This window comes from Kitasatospora sp. SUK 42 (genome assembly GCF_015776785.2).
Taxonomy (GTDB): Bacteria; Actinomycetota; Actinomycetes; order Streptomycetales; family Streptomycetaceae; genus Kitasatospora.
This window is the reverse complement of sequence record NZ_LFMD02000003.1, coordinates 1112165-1135659: the sequence shown is the minus strand read 5'-3', so window position 1 is coordinate 1135659 and position 23495 is coordinate 1112165. Positions and strand designations below refer to the sequence as shown.

20 protein-coding genes and 2 tRNA genes are annotated in these 23495 nt (G+C 72.6%); 11 read left to right on the top strand and 11 right to left on the bottom strand.

The window, feature by feature from the left end; all coding sequences use genetic code 11:
• Positions 1–40: 40 nt before the first annotated feature.
• Positions 41–724 (bottom strand): 3-oxoacid CoA-transferase subunit B, encoded by a 684-nt coding sequence (locus tag RZ50_RS14755; RefSeq protein WP_196950097.1) that lies wholly within the window; start codon positions 722–724, stop codon positions 41–43.
• 4 nt (positions 725–728) lie between these two features.
• A complete protein-coding gene (locus tag RZ50_RS14750; protein WP_196950098.1) occupies positions 729–1490 on the bottom strand; it encodes a CoA transferase subunit A in 762 nt (253 codons plus the stop codon).
• 295 nt (positions 1491–1785) lie between these two features.
• Between RZ50_RS14750 and RZ50_RS14745 the strand changes: the two genes are divergently transcribed.
• From RZ50_RS14745 to RZ50_RS14720, 6 genes are all read left to right on the top strand, one after another.
• Entirely contained in the window at positions 1786–3060 is a 1275-nt protein-coding gene (locus RZ50_RS14745; RefSeq protein WP_196950099.1) for a substrate-binding domain-containing protein, read from the top strand.
• A 95-nt stretch (positions 3061–3155) separates the two neighbouring features.
• Positions 3156–3896, top strand: coding sequence for an ABC transporter ATP-binding protein (locus RZ50_RS14740; RefSeq protein ID WP_308271635.1), 741 nt, complete (start codon positions 3156–3158; stop codon positions 3894–3896).
• 95 nt (positions 3897–3991) lie between these two features.
• On the top strand, positions 3992–4756 hold the full coding sequence (locus RZ50_RS14735; RefSeq protein ID WP_254802721.1) for an ABC transporter ATP-binding protein: 765 nt from the start codon (positions 3992–3994) through the stop codon (positions 4754–4756).
• Positions 4756–5622 (top strand): branched-chain amino acid ABC transporter permease, encoded by an 867-nt coding sequence (locus tag RZ50_RS14730; RefSeq protein ID WP_196950101.1) that lies wholly within the window; start codon positions 4756–4758, stop codon positions 5620–5622. The genes RZ50_RS14735 and RZ50_RS14730 overlap by 1 nt, the downstream gene beginning before the upstream one ends.
• 209 nt (positions 5623–5831) lie before the next feature.
• Positions 5832–6959, top strand: a complete 1128-nt coding sequence (locus RZ50_RS14725) for a branched-chain amino acid ABC transporter permease (RefSeq protein WP_374199947.1) — start codon at positions 5832–5834, stop codon at positions 6957–6959.
• Positions 6956–7861 (top strand): alpha/beta fold hydrolase, encoded by a 906-nt coding sequence (locus tag RZ50_RS14720; RefSeq protein ID WP_196950102.1) that lies wholly within the window; start codon positions 6956–6958, stop codon positions 7859–7861. Before RZ50_RS14725 ends, RZ50_RS14720 begins: the two co-directional genes overlap by 4 nt.
• A gap of 83 nt (positions 7862–7944) precedes the next feature.
• Here the strand turns inward: RZ50_RS14720 and RZ50_RS14715 are convergent, their stop codons facing one another.
• Both RZ50_RS14715 and RZ50_RS14710 read right to left on the bottom strand, forming a co-directional pair.
• Complete coding sequence (locus RZ50_RS14715; protein ID WP_196950103.1) at positions 7945–9222, bottom strand: hypothetical protein; 1278 nt, start codon at positions 9220–9222, stop codon at positions 7945–7947.
• A gap of 398 nt (positions 9223–9620) precedes the next feature.
• Entirely contained in the window at positions 9621–10208 is a 588-nt protein-coding gene (locus tag RZ50_RS14710; RefSeq protein ID WP_217680541.1) for a DedA family protein, read from the bottom strand.
• 626 nt (positions 10209–10834) lie between these two features.
• Here RZ50_RS14710 and RZ50_RS14705 point away from each other — a divergent pair.
• The gene (locus RZ50_RS14705; RefSeq protein ID WP_196950105.1) at positions 10835–11926 is read left to right on the top strand and encodes an LLM class flavin-dependent oxidoreductase; all 1092 of its coding nucleotides are present in this window, start codon (positions 10835–10837) and stop codon (positions 11924–11926) included.
• 124 nt (positions 11927–12050) lie between these two features.
• Here RZ50_RS14705 and RZ50_RS14700 read toward each other — a convergent pair whose 3' ends face one another.
• Positions 12051–14081 (bottom strand): bifunctional diguanylate cyclase/phosphodiesterase, encoded by a 2031-nt coding sequence (locus tag RZ50_RS14700; protein WP_196950106.1) that lies wholly within the window; start codon positions 14079–14081, stop codon positions 12051–12053.
• 431 nt (positions 14082–14512) lie between these two features.
• Entirely contained in the window at positions 14513–14938 is a 426-nt protein-coding gene (locus RZ50_RS14695; protein WP_196950107.1) for an OsmC family protein, read from the bottom strand.
• A 236-nt stretch (positions 14939–15174) separates the two neighbouring features.
• Between RZ50_RS14695 and RZ50_RS14690 the strand changes: the two genes are divergently transcribed.
• Both RZ50_RS14690 and lepB read left to right on the top strand, forming a co-directional pair.
• Positions 15175–15510 carry a chorismate mutase gene (locus tag RZ50_RS14690; RefSeq protein WP_196950108.1) on the top strand — a complete coding sequence of 112 codons (336 nt, stop codon included), beginning with the start codon at positions 15175–15177 and terminating at the stop codon, positions 15508–15510.
• A gap of 262 nt (positions 15511–15772) precedes the next feature.
• A complete protein-coding gene (gene lepB, locus RZ50_RS14685; RefSeq protein WP_196950109.1) occupies positions 15773–16627 on the top strand; it encodes a signal peptidase I in 855 nt (284 codons plus the stop codon).
• On the opposite strand, the gene RZ50_RS14680 is transcribed toward lepB, so the two are convergent.
• The 3 genes from RZ50_RS14680 to RZ50_RS14670 all read right to left on the bottom strand — a co-directional run bounded on the left by RZ50_RS14680 (position 16590) and on the right by RZ50_RS14670 (position 20666).
• Complete coding sequence (locus RZ50_RS14680) at positions 16590–17672, bottom strand: DMT family transporter (protein ID WP_196950110.1); 1083 nt, start codon at positions 17670–17672, stop codon at positions 16590–16592. The two genes, lepB and RZ50_RS14680, sit on opposite strands and share 38 nt — an antisense overlap.
• A 229-nt stretch (positions 17673–17901) precedes the next feature.
• Positions 17902–20370 carry a transglycosylase domain-containing protein gene (locus RZ50_RS14675; RefSeq protein ID WP_196950111.1) on the bottom strand — a complete coding sequence of 823 codons (2469 nt, stop codon included), beginning with the start codon at positions 20368–20370 and terminating at the stop codon, positions 17902–17904.
• A gap of 222 nt (positions 20371–20592) precedes the next feature.
• Positions 20593–20666, bottom strand: a tRNA-Lys gene (locus RZ50_RS14670).
• 125 nt (positions 20667–20791) lie between these two features.
• Here RZ50_RS14670 and RZ50_RS14665 point away from each other — a divergent pair.
• Complete coding sequence (locus RZ50_RS14665; RefSeq protein WP_196950112.1) at positions 20792–21676, top strand: DUF998 domain-containing protein; 885 nt, start codon at positions 20792–20794, stop codon at positions 21674–21676.
• Entirely contained in the window at positions 21673–22581 is a 909-nt protein-coding gene (locus RZ50_RS14660; protein WP_196950113.1) for an alpha/beta fold hydrolase, read from the top strand. The genes RZ50_RS14665 and RZ50_RS14660 overlap by 4 nt, the downstream gene beginning before the upstream one ends.
• Positions 22582–22670: 89 nt before the next feature.
• Here the strand turns inward: RZ50_RS14660 and RZ50_RS14655 are convergent, their stop codons facing one another.
• Together RZ50_RS14655 and RZ50_RS14650 are read right to left on the bottom strand one after the other, a co-directional pair.
• Positions 22671–23321 carry a GPP34 family phosphoprotein gene (locus RZ50_RS14655; protein ID WP_196950114.1) on the bottom strand — a complete coding sequence of 217 codons (651 nt, stop codon included), beginning with the start codon at positions 23319–23321 and terminating at the stop codon, positions 22671–22673.
• A 71-nt stretch (positions 23322–23392) separates the two neighbouring features.
• A tRNA-Lys gene (locus tag RZ50_RS14650) sits at positions 23393–23466 on the bottom strand.
• Positions 23467–23495: the final 29 nt, after the last annotated feature.

Here is a 23495-nt window from a genome sequence, read left to right as displayed (position 1 = left end):
CCTCGGGTTCCGCCGGTTCCGTCCGTTCAGGCTGATTCCGTCAGAGCGGGGGTAGCAGGGTGGCGCCGGTGGCCGCCTGCACCTCGGCGAAGCTCACCCCCGGTGCCGTCTCCACCAGGCGCAGCCCCTCCGGGGTCACGTCGACCACGGCCAGATCGGTGACGATCCGGTCCACAACTGCCCTGCCGGTGGCGGGGAGTGAGAGCTCGCGGACGATCTTCGGGGAGCCGTCCCGAGCGGTGTGCTCCATCACGACGATCAGCCGGCGGGCGCCGTGCACCAGGTCCATCGCACCGCCCATGCCCTTGACCATCTTGCCGGGGATCATCCAGTTCGCGAGGTCCCCGGCGGCCGACACCTGCATCGCGCCGAGCACCGAGACGTCGATCCGGCCGGTCCGGATCATGCCGAAGGAGAAGGCGGAGTCGAAGTACGAGGCGCCGGGGGCGACCGTCACCGTCTCCTTGCCCGCGTTGATCAGATCGGCGTGCTCGGCACCCTCCACCGGGTACGGGCCCACGCCGAGGATGCCGTTCTCCGAGTGCAGCACCACCTGGACGCCGGGCGGAAGGTGATTGGGGATCAGGGTCGGCAGGCCGATGCCCAGGTTGACGTACTGCCCGTCGCGCAACTCCCGGGCGGCGCGGGCGGCCAGGGCGTTGCGCGGGTCGAGGCGAGGGGCCGGGCGCTCGGCGGTCTGTCCGGCAGTGGTCGGGGTGGGCATCGGTTCAGGCCTCCTGGAGGGCGGGGCGGACGGTCCGGCGCTCGACGCGGCGGTCCTCGGGGCCGGCGGCCACCACTCGGTCGACGTACACCCCGGGCAGGTGCACCGCGTCCGGGGCGAGCTCGCCCGGTTCGACGATCCGGTCCGCCTCGACCAGGGTGATTCGGCCCGCCGTCGCGCAGAGCGGGTTGAAGTTGCGGGCGGCGGCGTGGAACACGCAGTTCCCGTGCCGGTCCGCCACCTCGGCCCGGACCAATGCGAAGTCCGCCGTGATCGCCTCCTCCAGCAGGTACCGACGGCCGCCGAACTCCCGCACCTCCTTGGGCGGTGAGGCCAGGGCCACCGAGCCGTCCGCCGCGTAGCGCCAGGGCAGCCCGCCCTCCTCGACCTGGGTGCCGACCCCGGCCGGGGTGAAGAACGCCGGGATGCCGGCGCCGCCGGCACGCAGCCGCTCGGCCAGCGTGCCCTGCGGGGTCAGCTCGACCTCCAGCTCGCCGGAGAGGTACTGCCGGGCGAACTCCTTGTTCTCCCCGACGTACGAGGAGGTCATCCGGGCGATCCGGCCCGCCCGCAGCAGCAGGCCCAGCCCCCAGTCGTCGACCCCGCAGTTGTTCGAGACCACGCGCAGCCCGGAGGTGCCGGCCTCCACCAGGGCGCCGATCAGCGTGCTCGGAATGCCGCACAGGCCGAAGCCGCCAACGGCCAGCACCGCGCCGTCGGGGATGTCCCCGACGGCGTCGGCGGGGGAGTCCAGGACCTTGTCCAAGGGGTCACCTCGTGAGGGAGTGGGAGCGGTCGGGAGCCACGGTCGGACGGGCTCCGTGCCTTTCCACCGTCACCGGGCGCGGGCCGCCACAGCCATGGCGGCCACCACCATGGGCATGCACCAACCCGTGTTGGCAGACCACATGTGGCTGTTCGGTGAGCGGTGCCGACTCGGCGGTATGTCGATCGGAGCCACATCCAGAGGGGCTGATACGTCGCCCTGGCACATGTCGCCGATCCCACCGCACACCTACGGTTCCCGCATCCACCCGCCGCACCCTCAGGAGTCGGTCACCATGCGCAGCACCACAGTCCCCACCAGGACCGCCTCCGGCGCCCGCCCGGGCGAGGCCCTGACCGGCGGCCCGGCCCGGAAGCTCGCCGCCCTCGCGGCGTGCGTCCTGCTCGCCGCGGGCTGCGCCAAGGCCGGCACCGCCGGGACGGCCGCGGCGGACGGCGGTGGTACCAAGGCCCCGGTCAAGGTCGGCCTGGTGTACTCCAAGACCGGACCGCTGGCCGCCTACGGCAAGCAATACCTGGACGGCTTCAAGGCCGGACTGGGCTACGCGACCAAGGGCACCGGCGTGGTCGACGGGCACAAGATCGAGTTCGAGGAGCAGGACGACGCCGGTGACCCGGCCAAGGCGGTGTCCGCCGCCAAGGACCTGATCGGCAAGGGCTACAAGGTCCTGGCCGGCTCCACCGCCTCCGGCGTCGCCCTCCAGGTCGGACCGATCGCGGCCCAGAACAAGGTGCTCTTCATCAGCGGCCCGGCCGCCGCCGACAAGGTCACCGGCTTGAACAAGTACACCTTCCGTTCCGGCCGCCAGTCCTACCAGGACATCAGGACCGCGGCCTCGTTCATCGGTGACGCCAAGGGCAAGAAGGTCACCGTGCTCGCTCAGGACAACGCCTTCGGGCAGGCCAACGTGGCCGCCGTGAAGGCAGTGCTCGGCGCCCAGGGCGCGACGGTGGACCAGGTGCTCGCCCCGCCGAGCGCCACCGACCTCACCCCCTTCGCCACCCAGGCCAAGACCGCCAAGCCCGACCTGCTGTTCGTCGCCTGGGCGGGCGACACCGCGTCGGCCCTGTGGACGGCTCTCAACCAGCAGGACGTGTTCACCGACACCAAGGTCGTCACCGGGCTGGACGTGGCCGCCTCCTACCCGCTGTTCGGCCCGGCCGCCGAGAAGATCTCCTTCCTGAACCACTACTTCGACGGCGCCGCGGGCACCCCGGTGGAGAAGGCCATGACCGAGGCCGTCACCGCCGCCGGTGGAAAGCCCGACATCTTCACCCCCGACGGCTTCACTGCCGCCCAGATGATCGTGCACGCCGTCGAGGCCAACCATGGCTCCGCCGACGACACTTCGGCTCTGGTCAAGGCGCTGGAGGGGTGGAGCTTCGACGGTGTGAAGGGGGCGACCACGGTCCGCGCCGAGGACCACGCCCTCCTCCAGCCGATGTTCCAGGTCCGGCTGACCGGCACCGGGGCCGCTGCCAAGCCCTCGGTGGAGAAGGCCCTGACCGCGGACGAGGTCGCGCCGCCGGTCAGCCCGATGGCGGGCTGATCCCGATGTCGGCTCCTGCTGCCTCCACTTCGCCGTCCTCTTCTTCGCTGTCCTCCTCTTCTCCGCGTGCCTCCTCTCGGGGCTCCTCCTCGTCGGTGCTGCAACTGGACGGACTCGGCTGGTCCGTGCGCGGTGTGCCGATCGTCGAGGACGTCTCCTTCTCGGTCGGCGAAGGCGAGTTCATCGCCTTCATCGGGCCCAACGGGGCCGGTAAGACCTCCCTCTTCAACCTGATCTCCGGCATCTACCCGGCGAGCCACGGCAGCCTCCACCTCGACGGCGTGGACATCACCGCCGAGGCCGTGCACACCCGGGCGCGCCGCGGGCTCGGCCGCACCTTCCAGACCTCCTCCCTCTGGCCGGGGATGACGGTCGCCGACCATGTCCGCCTGGCCGCCCAGGCGGCGGCCGGGCCGGGTGCCTCGTACCGGCTCTGGCGCCGTGCCCACCGCTACCAGGAGCAGGTGGACGACACCCTGCACCGCACCGAACTCACCCACCGTGCCGACACCTTGGCGGCCTCGCTCTCGCACGGGGAGAAGCGCAAGCTGGAGCTGGCCGTCCTGCTCGTCTCCGACCCCCGGCTGATCCTGCTGGACGAGCCGATGGCGGGCGTCAGCGCGGAGGAGGTGCCGGCCCTCACCGAACTGATCCGCTCCGTCCACCGCGAGCTCGGCCGGACCGTCCTGATGGTCGAGCACCACATGGACGTCCTGCTCGGCCTGGCGGATCGCCTGGCGGTGATGCACCACGGCACCCTGCTCGCCCTGGACACCCCCGAGGCCGTGATGGCCGACCCGACCGTTCAGCAGGCCTACCTGGGTGAGGCGTTGTGACCACCTCCTCTCCGATCTCCTCGACGCCTTCGCCTTCCTCGCAGCCCTCCTCCTCTCGGCCGTCCGCTGTCGAACCCCTCCTCTCCGTCCGCGACCTGCGGGTGGTCATCGACGGGCTGCACATCCTGCACGGCGTCGACCTCGATGTCGCCCCCGCCGGGGTCACCGCCCTGCTGGGCCGCAACGGCGCCGGCAAGACCACCACCGTCAAGGCCGTCATGGGCCTGGTCCCGCGCACCGGGAGCATCCGCCTCGCCGGTGCCGAACTCTCCTACCTTCCCACTCACTTGGTGGTTCGACATGGCATCGGCTACGCGCCAGAGGACCGAGGGATCTTCGCGGGCCTGACGGTCGCCGAGAACCTTCGCCTCGCCGAGCGCGCCGCCCGGGACGGGGGCGAGCCGGACGAGCCGAACTACTCACTCGTCCACGAGCTCTTCCCTGAACTCAAGCAACGCTCAGGACAGTTGGCCGGGACGCTCTCCGGCGGCCAGCAGCAGATGGTGGCGATCGGCCGGACGCTGCTCAACCGCAACCGGTTGATCATCGCCGACGAGCCCACCAAGGGCCTGGCCCCGAAGATCGTCACCGAGGTGGCCGAGGTGCTGGCCCGCGCGGCCGAGGCCGTGCCCGTTCTCCTGGTCGAGCAGAACCTCGCCCTCGTCCGCCGGCTGGCCGGCACCTGCGCCGTCCTGGCCGACGGCCGGACCGCCCACCGGGGCGACACCGCCGAGCTGTTGGCCGACGAGGAGGCCGCCCGCCGCCTGCTCGGCGTCGGCTCCCGTCACCCGCTCGCCGGCGGGCCCCGGCCCGCCGCCTCCCCGGCCACCCCTGTCGTCACCGCGGAGGTGAAGCCCTGATGGACACCGTCGTTCTCCTTCTCTGTACTGGTCTCGGTCTCGGTGCGCTGTACTTCCTGGTCGCCTCCGGTCTGTCGTTGATCTTCGGATTGATGGACGTGCTCAACTTCGCGCACGGCGCCCTGCTCTCCATCGGCGCCTATGCCACCTGGTGGGCCGGCACCGAGGCTGGCTTCCCCTTCTGGCTCGCGGTGCCGTTCGGCACCCTGCTCGGGACGGCCGCCGCCGTCCTGCTGGAGCTCTTCCTGATCCGGCCGCTCTACAGCCGCCCGCGCGACCAGATCCTCGCCACCGTCGGGGTCGGGCTCGCCATACCCGCCCTGCTGATGGGGGTCTGGGGCGCGGACTCCCGCCCCTTCCCCCAGCCGGCCCTGCTGTCCGGCACCTGGCACGTGCTCGGTGCGACCGTCCCGGTCAACCGCTTCGTGCTCGTGGCCGCCGCCGCGCTGGTGCTGCTCACTCTTCGGTTGTTCCTGGCCCGTACCCGCTACGGGCTGATCGTCCGGGCCGGCGTCGAGGACCGGGCGATGGTCACGGCGCTCGGCATCGATGTCCGGAAGGCGTTCACCCTCGTCTTCGCCATCGGAGGGGCCGCCGCCGCTCTCGGTGGTGCCCTCGGCGGCCTCTACTTCGGTTCGGTCAGCCCTGGCCAGGGGACCGGCCTGCTCATCTTCGCTTTCGTCGTCGTGGTGATGGGCGGCATGGGCTCCGTGACCGGGGCCGCCGCCGCCTCGGTGGGCGTCGGCCTCGTCCAGCAGTTCGCCAACTACTACACCGGCGCCGGGCTCGGAGACCTCTCGGTCGTCGTCCTGCTCGCCGTGCTGCTTCTGGTCCGACCCCGTGGACTCACCGGGAGGCTCGCGTGAGCGCCGAAACACCGATCACGAGCACCGGTGGCCCCGCGGCCAACCGCAGCGCCGCCACCTCGGCAGGGGGGACTGACACCAGCCCTGCCATGACCGCCATACCAGCAGAGGGGACTGACACCAGCTCCGCCGACACCGCCATTGTGGAGAGGGGGACTGACACCGGCCTCGCCGAGACCCATTGTGAACACGGGGGCGAGCCCGGCGCCATCCCTCGAACGGGTGATTCAATCACTAACCGCTGGACAGGCGTGCACAGAGCGCTACGCTGGTGGCCGATCGCACTGCTGATCACGCTCCTTGTCGCCCCATATAGTGCGCTTCCCGTCCCGGGACTGCTCGACGGCCCGCTCGGCAGTCCCGGAAGTCTCCAACTCCTCGCCCTGTGCCTGCTCTACGGGGCCCTCGCCACCGGCTACGACCTCCTGCTCGGCCGTACCGGACTGCTCTCCTTCGGCCACGCGCTCTACTTCGCGACCGGCCTCTACGCCACCGACCTCGGCATGCTGGAGCTGCAGCTCCCCTTCGCCGCCGCCGCGGTGTTCGGGGTCGCGTGCACCGTGCTGCTCGCCCTGCTGCTGGGCTCGGTGAGCCTGCGCGTCACCGGCATCGGCTTCTCCATGGTCACCCTCGCCTTCGCCCAGGCCGGCTCGATCCTCGTCCAGCGCAACCCCGGTGGCATCACCGGGGGTGAGGAGGGCCGCTCCGCCCCGGCCGACCTGTTGCCCCCGGGCCTGCTCGGGATCGAGAACACCGCCAACCTCTACTGGATCGCCGTCGGCTACCTGGTGCTGACGGTCGCCGCGGTCTACTGGGCCGTCAACTCGCCGGCCGGGCGGGTCTGGGAGGGGATCAAGGAGAACGAGCGCCGGGTGGAGGTGCTCGGACTCCGGCCCTACGGCTACAAGTTGGTCGCCTTCGTGATGGCCGGCGGGCTCGCCGGGCTGGGCGGGGTGGTCTACCTGCTGCTGACCGGCGGCGCCACCCCGCAGGCTGCCAGCTCGGACGCCACGCTCGCGCTGCTGGTCATGGTGGTCCTCGGCGGCTCCGGCACTCGCTGGGGTCCGCTGCTCGGCGGTGTCCTCTACACCTGGGCGAGCCACCGGCTCGGGGACCTCGCGAACTCGACCGCCGTCGCGGACCTGCCCGCGGTGCTGCGCGTGCCGCTCTCCCAACCTCTTTTCCTGCTAGGGGCCTTGTTCGTCGCCGTGGTCTACCTGCTACCCGGCGGCCTGGCTAGACTGCCTGCCCGCATCCGCGCCGCCCGATCCGCCCGTTCGGTCCCAGCGCCGACCGGCGTCCGGACCGCCCGCCCCACCGGAGGTACTCCCGCGTGAGCCAGTCGCCCCTGAAGCCCGAGGAGTTGACCGTACCCGTGCTCGGCGGGGACCTGTCCGTCCTGCGCTGGCCCGCCGACCGGCCGGAGGCCCCGACGGTCGTGGCGGTGCACGGCATCACCGCCAACGGCCTCGCCTGGTACGAGGTCGCCCGCCGGCTCGCCGGACGGGTCACCCTGCTCGCGCCCGACCTGCGGGGCCGCGGCGCCAGTAGCTCGGTCGCCGGACCGTACGGGCTGGCCCGGCACGCCGACGACGTGGCCGCGCTGATATCCGCCCTCGGCGCGGGGCCCGTCACGGTCGTCGGCCATTCGATGGGGGCCTGGGTCACCGCCCTGGCCGCCGTCCGGCACCCCGAACTCGTCCGCCGGGCGCTGTTGGTGGACGGCGCGGTGAGCTTCCCGCTCCCGGAGGGCGTCCGCGAGGAGGACGCCCTGGCCGCAGTGCTCGGGCCCGCCCTGGCCAGGCTGTCGATGACCTTCCCGGACCGGGACGCCTACCGGGAGTTCTGGCGCCGGCACCCGGCCTTCGGCGACGACTGGTCGGAGGGGATCGACGCCTACACCCAGCGCGACCTCGTCGGCGTCGAGCCCGAACTGCGGTCCTCCTGCGTGCTGGAGGCCGTGCAGGCCGATGGGGCCCAGGCCCTGCTGGACCAGGAGGCGGCGGGCGCCGTGCACAGGCTGCCCTGCCCGGCCGAGCTGCTCTGGGCGGAACGCGGCCTGCTCAACGAGCCGCAGGGCCTGTACGACGATCAGCGGATCGGGCTGTCCGGGCTGGACCGGCAGAGGGTCCCGGCCTCGTTGGTGCCGGGCACCAACCACTACTCGATCCTCTGGGGAGAGGCCGGGGCCGACCGCATCGTCCGCAGCCTGCTCGCGGACGTCCCCGTCGCCGGGTAACCGATCCGACCCGGACGACCGCGGCCGGCGGGGTGCTCACACTCCGCCGGCCGTATCCGACGGTTGCGCCGTGGCGCGGAGCGTCAGCCCGCGGTGCCGAGGAAGCTCTCCCAGCCGTTGGCCGGTGCCTGGCCGACGTTGAGCGTGCGCAGCTTGCGCAGGGTGGACTGGTCCTGGACCTCCAGCCAGTCGACCAGCTGCCGGAAGGAGACCAGCCGGACCTCGGGCTTGCCCGCGATGGTCTTGAGCGCCTCCTCGACGGCGTCCATGTAGATGCCGCCGTTCCACTGCTCGAAGTGGTTGCCTATGAAGAACGGCGCGCGGTTGCTGTTGTAGGCCCGGTCGAAGCCGGCCAGGTAGGAGTTGGCGGCCTGGGTGCGCCAGTCGCCGTACTTGGACGGGTCGCCCTTGGTGCTGCCGGCGGACTGGTTGGCCAGGATGTTGTAGTCCATCGACAGGACCTGGAAGGTGTGCCCAGGGAACGGTATGGACTGCAGCGGGAAGTCCCAGACCTTGCCGTCCTGCACCTTCTGCGGCCATATCTGGAGGCCGCCCGAGGAGCTGGCGTCGTACTTCCAGCCCAGCTTGGCTATGGTCGGCAGCAGTGCCTTCTGCCCCTCCAGGCACGGGGTGCGGCCGCCTATGAGCTCCTTCTTGTAGTCGAAGGGGAGCGGGTCGACGTCGGTGAAGCCGGTGTTGGTCCGCCACTGGGTGACGAAGGATATCGCCTGGTCGATCTCGCTCTGCCAGTCGTCCGGGGTCCACATGTTGACCCCGTTCTTGTCCGGACGGCTGGAGCAGAAGTGCCCGTTGAAGTGGGTGCCGATCTCGTGTCCGGCCAGCCAGGCCTGGCTGACGAGCTTGAGCGTGCTCTTGACCGCGCCGTCCGACAGGTACGGGATGTCGGAGGCGCCGACCGAGTGCTTCGGCGGGTGGTACAGGTCGGCCTTGCTCTTGGGCAGGGCGTATATGCCGGAGAGGAAGAAGGTCATCGTGGCCTTGTACTGCTCCGCCAGCTTGAGGAAGCGGGGGAACTGGCCGTCGTCGGTGCCGCCCGCGCCGTCCCAGGAGAACACCACGAACTGCGGAGGCCGCTCGCCCGGCTTGAGCTTCTCGGGCTTGGGCTGGTTCGGCTGGGGACCGGTGTCCGCGTTGGAGCCGTCGCCGATCGGGGTGCCCTTGGGGATCACCGTCTGGGTCGGGTCCGCGGTGCCGCCCTGGGGGGTGGTCGCGTCGCCGGAGGAGGGGGAGGAGGAGTTCTGCCCCGAACCGGATCCGCCGCTGGAGCAGGCCGCGACCGCGCCGAGGGCTGCGGTCGCGGCGGTAGCACTGAGCACCGTCCTGCGCGAGATGCTGGTCATGGTCTCCCCTGGGTGCCGATACCGGTGGTGAGGGCGGCCCGAGGCCGCACCGGTCAAATCGGGCAATTGATGAATATTCCGCCGTTAGCATGTCATGTCGCCTTGGCGGCCACCAAGGTCGCCGGGCTCTGACGACAGTCAACACGTCAGGCGCGCCCGGCAGGGCTGCAAGGATTCGTCGTCTGTTGCGGTCTTGTGACGCTTTGCACCGTGCGCTGCCAGGGAAGTACGGTACCGCCGCCCTGCCCGGACCGGTCAGGGGTCGTCAGCGCCGGGTGCGGTTCGCCGCCCCATAAAGGGGAGAACTGTGCCTCTGGCGCGACCCGGTGACCGGAAGTCGCCCGCCGGGCGGCCAGAGTGGCTGGTGCGGCCCGAGCGGATGGAGGGGCGCGGGAGGACTAGAGCGAGGCCAACCGCCGGTTGCGGCGCACCACTCGCGCGATCGCGGTGCTGATGACGGTGGCCGCCGCGCAGGAGACCGCCAGGCTGAGCCAGGCCGTGTTGAACCAGTGGCTGTTCAGCCAGCCCAGCGTCACGATGTAGGCGGCCCAGACCAGTGCGGCCAGTGCCGACCAGTGCAGGAAGCGGTGCGGATGGGCGGGGGAGTGGCCTATGGCCAGGTCCAGGACGGTCCGCCCGGCCGGCACGAACCGCGCGATCACCACCATCGCGGCCGCCCCGCTGTGGGGGCGTTCCACCAGGGACTGCTGGACCCGGGTCACGCTGGCCGCCAGCTTCGGGCGCCGGGCGAGCCGGCGTTGCAGCAGCGGGGCGCCGCGCCGGGCGAGGTGGAGCAGTAGGAGGTCGCCCAGGAAGGAGGCCACCGCCACGCCCAGGCCCAGCAGCACCGGGGCGCCGTTGATCTGCGCGGTCTTGAGCACGGCCAGGATGACCAGCGTGCCGCTCGGTATGAAGGGGAGCAGGGCGTCGCCGAGTACGGCGAACAGGGCCAGGGCGCAGATCCATGAGGATCCGATCGTCGCCACGAAGTCCAAGGCCTTACTCCCTCCACGCCGCCCGGGGGAGCAGGAGGCTGCTGAGTCAACGCTAGCGCCTCGACTTTTCATGCCATGAAGCACCCCGGTATGCCGAGGATCACGGCAGGGGACCACAGATCACCGGGCTCGGCCACGGGCGGCGGCGAACCGGTGGGGACGGCGGTGGCGGGCGGCAGGTGACCGGCGGAGGGGCGCCGCACATGGAACGAGCCCCCGGGGCGGGGTGCCGCGCCGAGGGCTCGCGGGGATCGTCCGGTGCTGGTCCAGCCCGACGATCTTGCTTGCGGAGTGGGGTTCCCGTTGGGCGTCCCGCTCCTGATCGCCAGCCTGCCGGATGTCCGCCGTCGACCGCGAGGCCCGGGGCTGGCGACTTCCACCCCTGGCGTGAAGTCGCCATCCGTGTCCGTGTGCTGGCGCTCGGTCAACAGGTCAAGGGTTGGCCGTTCCGGGGCGAAGTGGTTGGAACGCTTCCGGCTCAAGGGAACAGCGGGTCCGGAGCCGTAGTTGATGCTGCTTGGCAGTAGCGATCGCAGGGCCGTCCGAGACCCGTGCGGTCGCTCACGACGGCAGGCCCAGAGGGCAGCCGGATCAAGGACAGCCAGGAGGAACACGGGATGACCACCGAGGACCAGCAGGGGCACGGAACCGAGCCGCGGATCGACCAGGCGATCCGGGGGACCGCCCGCGGTACGGCGCCCGCTCCGCTCTCGATCCTCGACCTGGCCAGCGTCGGCGTCGGGTACACGCCCGGTGAGGCCCTCGCGGCCACCACCGAGCTGGCCCGCCGGGCCGAGCAGTGGGGGTACCACCGCTTCTGGGTGGCCGAGCACCACGGCATGCCCGGGGTGGCCAGCTCGACCCCGGCCGTCCTCCTCGCCCACCTCGGGGCCAACACCACGACGCTGCGGCTCGGCTCGGGCGGGGTCATGCTCCCCAACCACGCCCCGCTGGCCATCGCCGAGCAGTTCGGCCTGCTGGAGGCCCTGCACCCCGGCCGGATCGACATCGGGCTCGGCCGCGCCCCCGGCACCGACCCGGCCACCGCCCGGGCGCTGCGCCGCGGCCTCGGCGAGGGTGCGGACGACTTCCCGCGGCAGCTCGCCGAGCTGACCCACTTCCTCGACGGGGACTTCCCCTCCGGCCACCCGTACGCGCGGCTGACCGCCGTCCCCCGGAGCGAGGGCCGCCCGCCGATCTGGCTGCTCGGCTCCTCCGGCTTCAGCGCCCAGCTGGCCGGGCGTCTGGGCCTCCCGTTCGCCTTCGCCCACCACTTCAGCAGCACCAACACCATCCCGGCGCTGGACCTCTACCGATCGTCCTTCCGCCCCTCCGCCGTGCTCAGCGAGCCCTACGCGCTGATCGGCGTGAGCGCCGTCGCCGCCGACGACGAGGCCTCCGCCCTCCGCCTCGCCCGCTCCGCCGCCCTCGGCATGCTCCGGCTCCGGAGCGGCCAGGTGGGCCCGATCCCCAGCCCGGAGCAGGCCGAGGAGTACCCGTACAGCCCGGCCGAGGCGGACTTCATGGACAGCCTGCTTGAGAACGTGGTGCTGGGTGAGCCGGGCCAGGTCGCGGACGGTCTGGAGGCCCTGCGCAAGCGGACCGGGGTGGACGAGCTGATGGTCACCTCGCACGTCCACGGCAACGAGGCCCGGATCCGCTCCTACGGTCTGATCGCCGAGGCCTACGGCCTGACGGCCAAGGCCTGACAGCCGCCGTCCGAGAGCCACCGTCGGACGGCCACGGCCACGGCCCGGCAGCGACGCCCCGGCGGCGTTGGCCCGACCGTGGCCGTCCTGCCGGAGCTCCTGCCCCGGCCCGGACGTTCCCGGCCTAGCGGCCGTCCGGGGCGGGGCGGCCCTCGCGGAGTATCGCGGCGACCAGTTCGGCCTCGCCCGGGCGGGCGAAGTACCAGCCCTGGGCGGTGTCGCAGCCGGTCAGCCGGAGCCGCTCGGCCTGGGCGGCGCTCTCGATGCCCTCGGCGGTGACGGTCAGGCCGAGGGTGTGGGCCAGCTGCACCATCGCGCCGACGATCTGCTCGTCGGCGTCGCTGCGGCGGGCGCGGAGCTCGGGGAGGCCCGGACGGTCCGTCGGGGCCGGGTCGCGGAAGCCCTCGATGAAGGTGCCGTCGAGCTTCAGGACGTGAACCGGCAGCCGGGAGAGGTAGGCCAGGTTGGAGTAGCCGGTGCCGAAGTCGTCGATGGCGATCCGCACGCCCATGTCGGCCAGCGCCTGCAGGGCCTGCAGCGGGCGCCCGCCCGGGCCGAGCAGGGCGCTCTCGGTGATCTCCAGTTGGAGCAGCCGGGCCGGCAGTCCGGTGAGTTCCAGGGCTCGGGCGACGTCGGCGACCACGTCGGAGTCCCAGATCTGGCGGGCCGCCAGGTTGACGCTCACGAAGGTCTCGGTGTCGGGGAACTCGGTGAGCCACTGCCTGGCCTGGCGACAGGACTCCTCCAGCACCCATTTGCCGAGCGGCACGATCGCGCCGGACTCCTCGGCGAGCGGGATGAAGCGGTCCGGGGAGAGCGTCCCGTAGCGGGGGTGGCGCCAGCGGACCAGGGCCTCGGCGCCGTGGACCGCCCCGTCGGCCAGGCCGACCAGCGGCTGGTACTCGATGGTGAACTCGCCGCGTTCCAGGGCAGGCCGCAGCGCGGTGGCGAGCAGCTGGCGGGTGAGCTGGTGGGCGCCGCGGTCCGGGTCGTAGAGGGTCCAGCGGGCGCGGCCGTCGGCCTTGGACCAGTAGAGCGTGGCGTCGGCGTCCTTCACCAGGTCGGCCGGGGTGGTCTCGTGCACCGACCGTTCGACGACGCCCACGCTGGCGGTGATCACCAATCGGTGCCCGGCGATGTCGAAGGGACGTTCCAGCACCTCCAGGATCCGCCCGGCCAGCGCGGTCAGCTGCTCGTTGCCCAGGCTGTCGGAGACCAGGACGGCGAACTCGTCGCCGCCCATCCGGGCGACCAGGTGGGCGTCGCGCTCGGAGAGCCCGTGCCGCAGTCGGGCGGCGACGGCGACCAGCAGCTGGTCGCCGATGTGGTGGCCGAGGGTCTCGTTGATCGCCGCGAAGCCGTCGAGGTCCAGATAGCAGACGCCGACCCGGCGCCCGTCCCCCTGAACCACGGGGACTGCCAAGTCCGCACCCGCGCCCACGCCCGCGCCCGCACCCACGTCCGCACCCGAGTCCGCATCAGCCCCGGGGCCCTCGGCCCCCGGCAGGCAGGCGGCGTCGAGCCGGTCGAAGAAGAAGGTCCGGTTGGGCAGCCGGGTCAGCGGGTCGTGCAGGGCCTGGAACTCCAGGCGGTCGCCGAGCAGACGCTGCTCGGTGATGTCCTCCACCAGCGCGAGGGTGTAGAGCGGCTGCCCGGTGGTGTCCCGGATCAGGGAGACGGTGACCTTGCTCCAGACCGTGTGGCCCTCGCGGTGCCTGAGCTGCTTCTCCACGCGGAACCGTTCCCGCCCACCGCGGACGAGTTCGGTGAAGAGCCGGTGCGGCAGGCCCTCCGGGTCGATGATCTCGTGCAGGTGGGTCTGGACCAGGTCGCCGACCCTGCGGCCGATGAGGCCGGCGAAGGCGGGGTTGACCTCGATGATCCGGTCCTCGGGGTCGATCAGGGCCATGCCGATGACCGCGTCGCAGAAGGCGGCCCGGAACCGGGACTCGCTGGCCCGCAGCGCCGCGGGCGGCCGGTCGGCGCCCCGGTGGCCGTCGGCGGTCAGTGGGGCCGAGCAGGTGGGGCAGAGCAGCACCCCGGGGTCCTCCAGCGTGCCGCAGGCCGTGGCCGTGGCCGGAGCGGCGGGGGCGGCGTCCGGGGTGAGGACCGGCGCGGCGAGGTGGCGGTGGTGTGACGATTCCTCTCGTCGCACGCCTGGGTGGTGTGCGTCGGCCCCCTCGTTCTGGCCCGGCACGGCATGCTCCCGTCCGCTGCTGACGCTTGACGATGGTCCGTCCGGCCCAGTCGGGATTCCGGTGGCCGGCTCCGCACTCTGTCGCGGTCCTCGGAGTCGGTCCGCTGCGGGGTGCCCACCGTGGGGCGATGTCGCGCGGGGACCCGGGTGGAGAACAGGGCGCTGCGGCCGATCATAGGCCGCGACGGCAACGCGCGGTGACCGCCGCCAGGGTGATTCGCCCCCTTTGTGATCATGCGTGGTGGAACGTTCGGACGCCCTTGGTGTACATCACATGAGGTGCGCGGGGAGCGTGTGAGCCGATGCCGCGCCCCCGGGCGCCGGTTGCGCGCCGGGGGCGGGGTCGGGAGCGGGGCCCGGGGGCACCCAGGAGGGCCTGGGAGGAGGGGTCAGGCCAGCTTGGCCGTGAGGGTGATGGTGGTGCCGGACAGGGCCTTGCTGACCGGGCAGTTGGCCTTGGCGTCCTCGGCGGCCTTGACGAAGCCGGCCTCGTCCAGGCCGGGCACCTCACCGGTGACGGTCAGGTGGATGCCGGTGATGCCGGTGCCGGGCTGGAAGGTGACATCGGCCTGGGTGTCCAGCGTGGTGGGCGGGGTGCCGGCGCCGGTCAGGCCGTGTGAGAGGGCCATCGAGAAGCAGGCGGAGTGGGCGGCCGCGATGAGCTCCTCCGGGCTGGTCTTGCCGTTGGGCTCCTCGGCGCGGGAGGGCCAGGAGACGGGGTACTCGCCGATCCCGGACGAGGCGAAGGTCACCTGCCCCTTGCCGTTGAGGAGGTTGCCCTCCCAGGCCGTGCGGGCGGTGCGGGTGGTTGCCACGATCGGTTCCTCCAACATGGGGGGCTGCTGAGTCGTCACTTCCGGTCATGCACGCACCAGCCTACGGGCAGCGCCGCCCCGGAGCCGGGTGGGTGGACGGCCCGGCGGGCTGTCCGGATGGTGGACGGATCCTTCGAAGGTGCGGGCCCGGTGCGGCGGCCCTGTTAGATTTGCCGGGGTCCGAGCCCGGCCGCCGTACGGTCGGGCGCCCCACCCAGACACCGGGAGCCGACCCGATGACGGACCAGCCCACGACCCCCGACGCCGGCCTGCCGGAGGGGATCGACGACGCGGTACGGGCTGAGCTGACCAGCCTGCGCGAGAGCATCGACAACATCGACGCCGCAGTGGTCCACATGCTGGCCGAGCGCTTCAAGGCGACCCAGCGGGTCGGCCGGCTCAAGGCCGAGCACAAGCTGCCCCCGGCCGACCCGACCCGGGAGCGGGACCAGATCAAGCGACTGCGGGAACTGGCCGCCGGGGCCAAGCTCGACCCGGTCTTCGCGGAGAAATTCCTGAACTTCATCATCGCCGAGGTCATCCGCCACCACGAGGCCATCGCCCGCGCCTGAACCGGGCCCCCTGACCGGGCCCCTTGACCGGGCCCCCTGACCGGGCCGGGCCCCTGAACCAGCTCCCGAACCGGCCCCGAACCAGTTCTGAACCGGCCCCGGGGCCGACCCGTGACCGGCCCCCGGCGGCAGCGCCGAGAGCCGGGCGGAGCGGGCGCTCCCCGCTCGGCGATGTCGGGGGCGGCTAAATGTCGGATTTCGTGCGGCTCCCCGGTTGGCGTAGCGTGCAGGTTTCCCCAGCCGGAGAGGTGGAGCAGCGACGATGGCGGTGAACCTGCCCGAAACGCCCAGCGGAGCCCCCAGCGATCCCGCCGTGCAGGACGCCGAGCACGCCGAGGACGCCACGCACGCCCGGGACGCGTACGCCCGGGACGCCCACGGCGGACCCGACGCACCCGGTGCACCCGGCGGCCGTGCCGAGGCACGCCGCCGCGCCTCCGGCTCGCGTGGCCGTCGGAACCGCCGGGCGGGGCGCAAGTCCCGGCCGTTGTGGATCGAGCTGCCCGCGATGGCGGCGGTCGGCCTGGTGATCGCGCTGCTGATCAAGACCTGCCTGTTCCAGGTGTTCTCCATCCCGTCCGGCTCGATGGAGAACACCCTGCGGATCGGCGACCGGGTCGGGGTGAACAAGCTCGCGCCGCTGACCGGCTGGAAGCCGGAGCCGGGGCAGCCGGTGGTCTTCAAGGACCCGGGAAACTGGCTGCCGCCGCAGCCGGTGGACTCGAACCCGTTCACCAACGCCGTCAGCTCGGCGCTGAGCTTCGTCGGGCTGGTGCCGCCGAAGGACGACAACTACCTGGTCAAGCGGGTCATAGCGACCGGTGGCCAGACCGTGCAGTGCAACGGCACCACGCTGACCGTCGACGGGAAGAAGGTCGACGAGCCGTACCTGCACCCCGGCGACGACTCCTGCGCGGGCCTGGACTTCGGCCCGGTGACGGTGCCCACGGGCTACGTCTGGGTGGAGGGCGACCACCGCAGCGACTCGGCCGACTCCCGCTACCACCAGCGCGGTCCGGGCGGCGGCGCCGTGCCGGTGGACGACGTGGTCGGTCCGGTGTCGGGCGTCGTGTGGCCGCTCAATCACCTCGACTGGTTCGGCTGGACCGGCCGCTGACCTCGCGCTCGGCGGCGGCCACCCGCTCCCGAGCCGCCTGAGCCTCCCGCGCCTCCCGAGCCTCCCGAGGCTCTCCGCCCCCCGAGGCCTCTGCCGCCCCCGGTACCGCCTCCACCGCCGCCGGCTTGCTCGACTGCGCCGCGAAGGCGCCCGCCAGCACCAGCAGGCCGCCCGTGATCTGCGGCAGCCCGAGGTGCTCGCCGAGCAGGACCCAGGCCAGCACGGTGGCGACGACGGCCTCCAGGTTGGCCACCACCCCGGCGACCGGCGGCGAGAGGTACCCGACGGAGACCACGCCGGTCAGGTAGGCGAGCACGGTGGCGATCAGCACCATCCAGGCGGCCGGGACGAGTGCGGGCAGGGTGTGCCCGTTCATCACCACCGAACCGCCGAGCTTGCCCCAGTCGGCCTGCCAGGGCCGGGTGAACGCGGTGAGCACGACGGCGCCGATGAGCAGCCCGTACGCGCTGACGGCCATCGGGTCGACCGGGCGCTCGCCGCGGCGGCCGGCGTCGGCGAGCACGAAGTAGCCGACCTGGCAGCAGGCTGCGCCGAGGCCGAACAGCACGCCCAGCGGGTCGAAGCTCAGGCCGTTCCAGACCTCCACCACGCAGGCCAGTCCGGCCACCGCCACGCCGGCGCCGATGGCCGCGCCCCGGGAGATCGGCTTGCGCTGCACGAACTTCACGTAGCCGATCAGCAGTGGCGGCCCGAGGTACTCGATGAGCAGGGCGACGCCGACCGGGATGCGGGAGATCGCCGCGAAGTAGCAGGCCTGGACGCCGGCCACGGCGAGCAGGCCGAAGCCGAGCAGCAGGCCGGGGCGGCGCAGGACGGCGTCCCGGTGCCGGTAGGCGATGGGAAGGAGGACGACGGCCGCGCCCGTGACCCGGAGCCACACCACGTGCAGTGGTGACAGCCCGGCCTCGATCAGCGGCTTGGCCGCGGTGCCGGAACCGCCGAAGGCGAACGCGGAGACCAGCGCGAGGCCGAGGCCGAGGGTTCTGCCCGGAGGGTGGGTGGGCGAGGCCGTTGATCGGTGCACGGCCGCATTCTGACAGTCGGAGCGGCGCTTGGGTAAGGCGCCATTCCGTCATTTGGTCCTGGTCGCAACTGTGCGCAACGGCGCAATCGCCCATCCAGGAACGCCGGCCCCAGGAACGCCGGCCCGGGAGCGCGGGATCCCGGGAACGCCGCCCCCAGGGATGCCGGCCCCGGGAACGCCGGCGCCCGGGAGCATCAGCCCCCGGGCGCGGTACCCACTCGGCGGAACGTCAGTTCCCGGAGCCGCTCCCGGCCCCGGCTCCCGCCCCCGCGAGCGAGTCCGACCCGCCGGTGGGCTGGGTGGTCGGCTGCGTGGTCGGGGGAGCGGTCGGCTGGGTGGGCGTGGTCGGCCGGTTGGTGGGCCGGGTCGGCCGGGTGGGCTGGGTGGTCGGCTGGGTGGTCGAGGGAGCGGTCGGCGCGGTGGTCGCCCCGCCGGAGCCGGAGCCGGAGCCGGAGCCAGACCCGGAACCGGACCCGGAACCGGACCCGGAGCCGGTGCCGCCCGACGGCGAGCTCGCGCCGGAGTTGTCGTTCGGCGGGGTGCCGGCGCCGGTGCTCGGCGTGGCGGAGCCGGTCGACGGGGTACTGCTCGGGCTGCTCGGGGCGCTCGGCACGTCGGCGGGACCGGAGGAGTCGCCGCCGTCCGCCGGGGTCGGGAAGTCGCTCACCGGCTGGCCCTTGAGCGCCGCCTTCATGTAGCTGGTCCAGATCTGCGCCGGGTACTGGCCGCCCGCCGCGCCGTCGATCCCGCCGACGCCGCTCAGGCTGACCTGGGAGCCGTTGCCCGGGTCCTGGCCGAACAGCGCGACCGAGGTGACCAGCTCGGGGGTGTAGCCGACGAACCAGACGGACTTCTGGTCGTCGGTGGTGCCGGTCTTGCCCGCCACCGGGCGGCCCAGCGCCTTCGCCCGCCAGCCGGTGCCGCCCTGGTCGCTCACCACGCCCTGGAGCATCGAGGTGACCTGGTTGGCGGTGTCCTCGCTGATCGCCTGGGTGGTCTTGTGCGCGGGCAGCGCGACGTTCTCGCCCTCGCGGTCCACCGACTGCACCAGCCACGGGGTGATCTGCTTGCCGCCGTTGTCCAGGGTGGCGTACACGCCGGCCATGTCGAGCACGCTCGGGGTGGCCGCGCCCAGCGGGATGGACGGCACCGGGTCCAGACCCGGGGTGTTGCCGGGTAGGCCCATCGCGACCGCGGTGTCCTTGACCTTCTGCAGCCCGGTGTCCTGCGCGAGCTGGGCGAAGGCCGAGTTGACCGACCAGTCGGTGGCCTGCTGGAGGGAGATCTGGCCGTAGCTCTTGTCGCCCTCGTTCGGCGGCGCGTACGGGGTGCCCTTGCCGCCGCGGACCTTGCGGCCGCTGGTGCCGTCGTAGACGGTGCGCGGGGTGATCGTCCGGCCGTCCTGGGTCTTGGCGTTGTTCTCGAAGGCGGCGGCCAGGGCGATCGCCTTGAAGGTCGAACCGGCCTGGTAGTCGCGCCGGGTCGCGTTGTCCACGTAGTGCTTCACGTAGTCGACGCCGCCGTACAGGGCGACGACCGCACCGGTCTTCGGGTCCACCGAGGCCGCGCCGGCCTGGGCGGCCGCGTCCTTCTTCCGCTTGTCCGGGTTCAGGGTGTCGTGCAGCTGCGCCTGGACGGAGTCCTGCAGGGCCTGCTGGCGGTTCGGGTCGATGGTCAGCTTGATCGTGTAGCCGCCCTTGGCCAGCTCGGTCTCGTTGATGATTCCGTTCGAGGTGAGGTACTGGGTGGCCGCGTTCACCAGGTAGCCGGACTGGCCGGACAGGCCCGGGTTGGGCTGCGGGTCCTTGACGTCGGGGAAGGTGGTCTTGGCGCGCTCGTCGGGGGAGAGCCAGCCCTCCTTGACCATGCCGTCGAGCACGTAGTTCCAGCGGTTGACGGCGTTCTGCTTGCCCGCCTCGGTCGCGGTGGCCACGTCGTAGGCGCTCGGGGCGTTCAGCAGGGTGGCCAGGTAGGCGCCCTGGGCGGCGTTGAGCGCGGAGGCGTCGATGCCGAAGTACGCCTGGGAGGCGGCCTGGATGCCGTACGCGCCGCGGCCGTAGTAGGAGGTGTTCAGGTAGCCGGAGAGGATGTCGTCCTTGCTCTCGGTGGCGTCCACCTTGATGGCGATGAAGAGTTCCTTCACCTTGCGGGTGATCGACTGCTTCTGGCTCAGGTACGTGTTCTTCACGTACTGCTGGGTGATCGTGGAGCCACCCTGGGTGGCCTCGCCCTTGGCGGTGTTGAGGGCGGCTCGCGCCAGGCCCTGCACGTTGACCGCGCCCTCGTTGTAGAAGTTGCGGTCCTCGGCGGCCAGCGCGGCGTGCTGGGCGGCGGGGGAGACCTTGTCCAGGCCGACGTTCTGCCGGTTGGTCTGGCCGGTGCGGGTGATCACCGAGCCGTCGGAGTAGAGCCAGGTGTTGCTCTGCGCGGTCGCGGCGGCGTGCGCGTCCGGGACCTTCACCAGCGCGATGCCCAGCGCGAACAGGCCTATGCCGAGCAGCAGCGCGGAGCCGAGTCCGACCAGGGTCATCCGCCAGGTGGGTATCAGCCGGCGCCAGCCGGTGCGCTTGGGGCGCCGCGGCTTCCTGCTCTTGCCGCCGGACGAGGAACCGGTCGTGCCGGGGGAGCGCTTGAGCCGTTTGACCGGCCGGAGGCTGATCGACGGCGTGCGGCGGCCGCCCTGGGCGTTTGTGGACAAAGCGCGGCCTTTCCTGCGGGCGGACCGGGCCAGCCTGCACGGACGGGGACAATGGCGGTTAGGGACCTTTGTCCCGATTCCGGTTTACTGCCCAGGACGCGCCGGACGGGCCTGATGGCTCCGTGGGAACGGCAATCGAGACCGACATCACACACAAAACGGACGTCGAGGGCCAAAAAATCGGGGAGCCCCTCGCTGTTGCGAGAGGCTCCCCAATGTCTGTGCGCCGCCAGGGACTCGAACCCCGGACCCGCTGATTAAGAGTCAGCTGCTCTAACCAACTGAGCTAGCGGCGCCTGCTGACCTGGAAAACAATACACGAGTCCGAGGTGTGCCCCGAACCACCTCCTCCCCGCCCGATGCTCCGGGCGCCCGTTTCCTCCCGGTTGGGGCGAAGTTCGCGGCCGGTTAGGGTGGAACGGTGCCCAGCCTCCAGCCCGGACACCCCCACCCCCGACGCCCCCGGCCGCGACGGCCCCGTGCGCGGACGGCGGTCGCGGCCCTGCTGCTGCTCAGCGCCGTGGCGTACACCGCCTGGGTGCTGGAGGTCGTGCTGAGCACCGGACTGGACCCGGTGCAGGCGTACATCAGCGAACTCGCCGCCGAGGACCAGCCGCTGGGCGGGCTCTTCCGGGCCACCGACCTGGCCGCCGGGCTCTGCGTGTTCGCCGCCGCCGTCGTGGCCCTGGCCACCGGACAGGCGAAGAGCCCCGGGAGCCCCGGCGGCAGGCGCTGGGCGCTGGTCGGCTGGTCCGCCCTGGCCCTGTTCGGCGCCGCGACCGCCGCCGACTCCCGGCTGCCGCTCAGCTGCACTCCCACCAGCGACGAGATGTGCGCCGCCCGTGAGACCGCCGGGCTCGTCCCGGCCACCCACACCGCGCACGCCGTCAGCAGCAGTCTCGCCATGCTCGGCGCGCTCACCGGGATGGCCGCGCTCACCGTGGCCGCCCGCCGTCACGGCTGGTGGCCGCCGGTGCGCCGGTTCGGGCCCTGGCTGCTCGGCGCCGAGCTGCTCGCCACCGCCTGGAGCCTCGCCGCGATCGCGGCCTTCCAGACCGGCCGCGGCACCTGGGCGCTCGGCGCGGGCCAGCGGCTCCAGGTGCTGCTGGTCGCGCTCTGGCTGGGCGTGCTGGCCCTCGGCGTCGCCCGCTCGGAGGCCGGTTCGGATGTCGGTTCAGGGACCGGTTCAGGAGCCGGTGCCGGGGGCGGTGCAGGGCCCCGCTCGAAGGCCCTCCCCGATGGACCGGACGATCCCGCCGGGGCGCCGTGGCGGGCCGGGCCGACCCTGGAACGGAGGCCGACATGACCGCCCCGAACCGACCGGGGACCCCGGACACCCCCGACGGACCCGAGGTCCGGGCGTGCTTCCTGCGGATCGACGGCGTGCCGCTGCACGTCCGCACCGAGGGCAGCGGGCCGGTCTGCCTCCTCACCGGAGGTCTGGGCAGCAGCTGGTTCGACTGGGACCTCGTGGTCCCGTTCCTCACCCCGTACCGCACCGTCGTCCGCTTCGACCGGCCCGGCTACGGGCTGAGCGCCGCCGAGCCCGCCACCGGGCGGCCCGCCCCGACGGTGGCCGGCGAGGCCGAGCGGATCCGGGCGGTACTGGACGGCCTCGGGCTGCGCGGGCCCTGCACCGTGGCCGGCCACTCGGTCGCGGGCTTCCACGTCGAGGGCTTCGCCCGGCTGCACCCCGAGCGGACCGCCGGGCTGGTCCTGGTCGACAGCAGCGTCGCACCGATGGCCCGCCCGTACCCGGCACCCGCCGTGCGCGACCTGGCGGCCCGGACGGTGGCGGGCGCCGCGAGGGCCCTCGCGGTGCCGTACCTGTTCGGCCCGACCGTGCGCCGGGTGACCGCCCGGCTGTCCACCGTCCGCCGGGAGGACCTCGCCCCGGCGCCGCTGGTCCGGCACTGCTACCGCACCGGGCGGGCGCTGCGCGCACTGCTCCGGGAGAACGGGCGCTTCCTCGACATGGCCGCCGAGCTGGACGAGCTGCGGCTCACCCGGCCGCTGCCCGAGGACCTGCCGGTCACCGTGCTGGCCGCCGACGACGGCTGCCGGACCGTTCGCACCGAGACCTGGCTGGCCGAGCAGCGGGAGCTCGCCGCGCTGCTCGGAGCCGACTACCGGACGACGGCCCCGGCCGGGCACCTGGTGATGTTCGACCGCCCGGACGCGGTCGCCTCCGCGATCCTCGACACCCGCTGAGGACCGGCCGGACCTGCTGGACCCGCCGGACCTGCTGAACACCCGCCGGACCCGCTGAGAACCCGCCGGACCCGCCGAGGCCTCCCGGCTCAGTTGCCGGACATCCGCTCGACGGCCTTCCGGACCGCCTGCGGAACGGGAAGCTCCCGGGCCAGACGGCCGGCGGCGCGTCTGATCGGTGCGCCGTCCCGGCCGGGGTAGAGGCGGCGTTCCAGTCCGGCCACGTCGATCAGTCCGGCCAGCTGCCGGTCCCGCTCGGCCGTCGGCCGTCCGGCCCCGCCGTCGCGGGCCAGCAGGGTGGCGGCCACCCGCGCGGCCGTCTGCCGCGCGAGGTCGGGCCGGGTCGGGAGGTGGCGCCGCACCGGCAGGCCGAGGAAGCGTTTCTCCTCGACGGTGTAGTACCCCTGTGCCACCAGCCGGTCGAGGTGGAACCGGTAGCCGGGCCGCTCAGGTATCCAGCGGACCGCCTCGAAGAGCCAGGGCCGGAAGCGGCTCTTGCCCTTCGACTCCAGCCGGGCCAGCACCCCGGCCGCGACCTCGTCCGTCGCGCCGAAGGGCTGGTAGCCGGTGATGCGCTGCTTCTCGACGGTGATCGCGCCGGTCAGGAGCAGTTCGGCGAGGACGGCGCCGGCGATCACCTGGTTGAGGTGGGAGGACGGGTTGAGGAACCGGCCGCGCGCCGGGTCGGCGCAGAGCAGCAGGAGTTCCTCGGGCAGGGGGCGGATGTCGGCGGAGGTCACGGGGAAGGTCTACCACCCCCGGAAACGCCTCAGGCCGCCCACCGGAGTGGACGGCCTGAGACCTTGCCATGTGCGCCGCCAGGGACTCGAACCCCGGACCCGCTGATTAAGAGTCAGCTGCTCTAACCAACTGAGCTAGCGGCGCTTGCTGACGTGGAAGACAGTACACGCCAC

Bases quoted from the DNA above. Each gene is read 5' to 3' on its own strand.
- RZ50_RS14745 (WP_196950099.1), top strand. From the start codon at position 1,786: ATGCGCAGCACCACAGTCCCCACCAGGACCGCCTCCGGCGCCCGCCCG.
- RZ50_RS14715 (WP_196950103.1), bottom strand. From the start codon at position 9,222: ATGACCAGCATCTCGCGCAGGACGGTGCTCAGTGCTACCGCCGCGACC.
- RZ50_RS14755 (WP_196950097.1), bottom strand. From the start codon at position 724: ATGCCCACCCCGACCACTGCCGGACAGACCGCCGAGCGCCCGGCCCCT.
- RZ50_RS14690 (WP_196950108.1), top strand. From the start codon at position 15,175: ATGACGGACCAGCCCACGACCCCCGACGCCGGCCTGCCGGAGGGGATC.
- lepB (WP_196950109.1), top strand. From the start codon at position 15,773: ATGGCGGTGAACCTGCCCGAAACGCCCAGCGGAGCCCCCAGCGATCCC.
- RZ50_RS14705 (WP_196950105.1), top strand. From the start codon at position 10,835: ATGACCACCGAGGACCAGCAGGGGCACGGAACCGAGCCGCGGATCGAC.
- RZ50_RS14660 (WP_196950113.1), top strand. From the start codon at position 21,673: ATGACCGCCCCGAACCGACCGGGGACCCCGGACACCCCCGACGGACCC.
- RZ50_RS14730 (WP_196950101.1), top strand. From the start codon at position 4,756: ATGGACACCGTCGTTCTCCTTCTCTGTACTGGTCTCGGTCTCGGTGCG.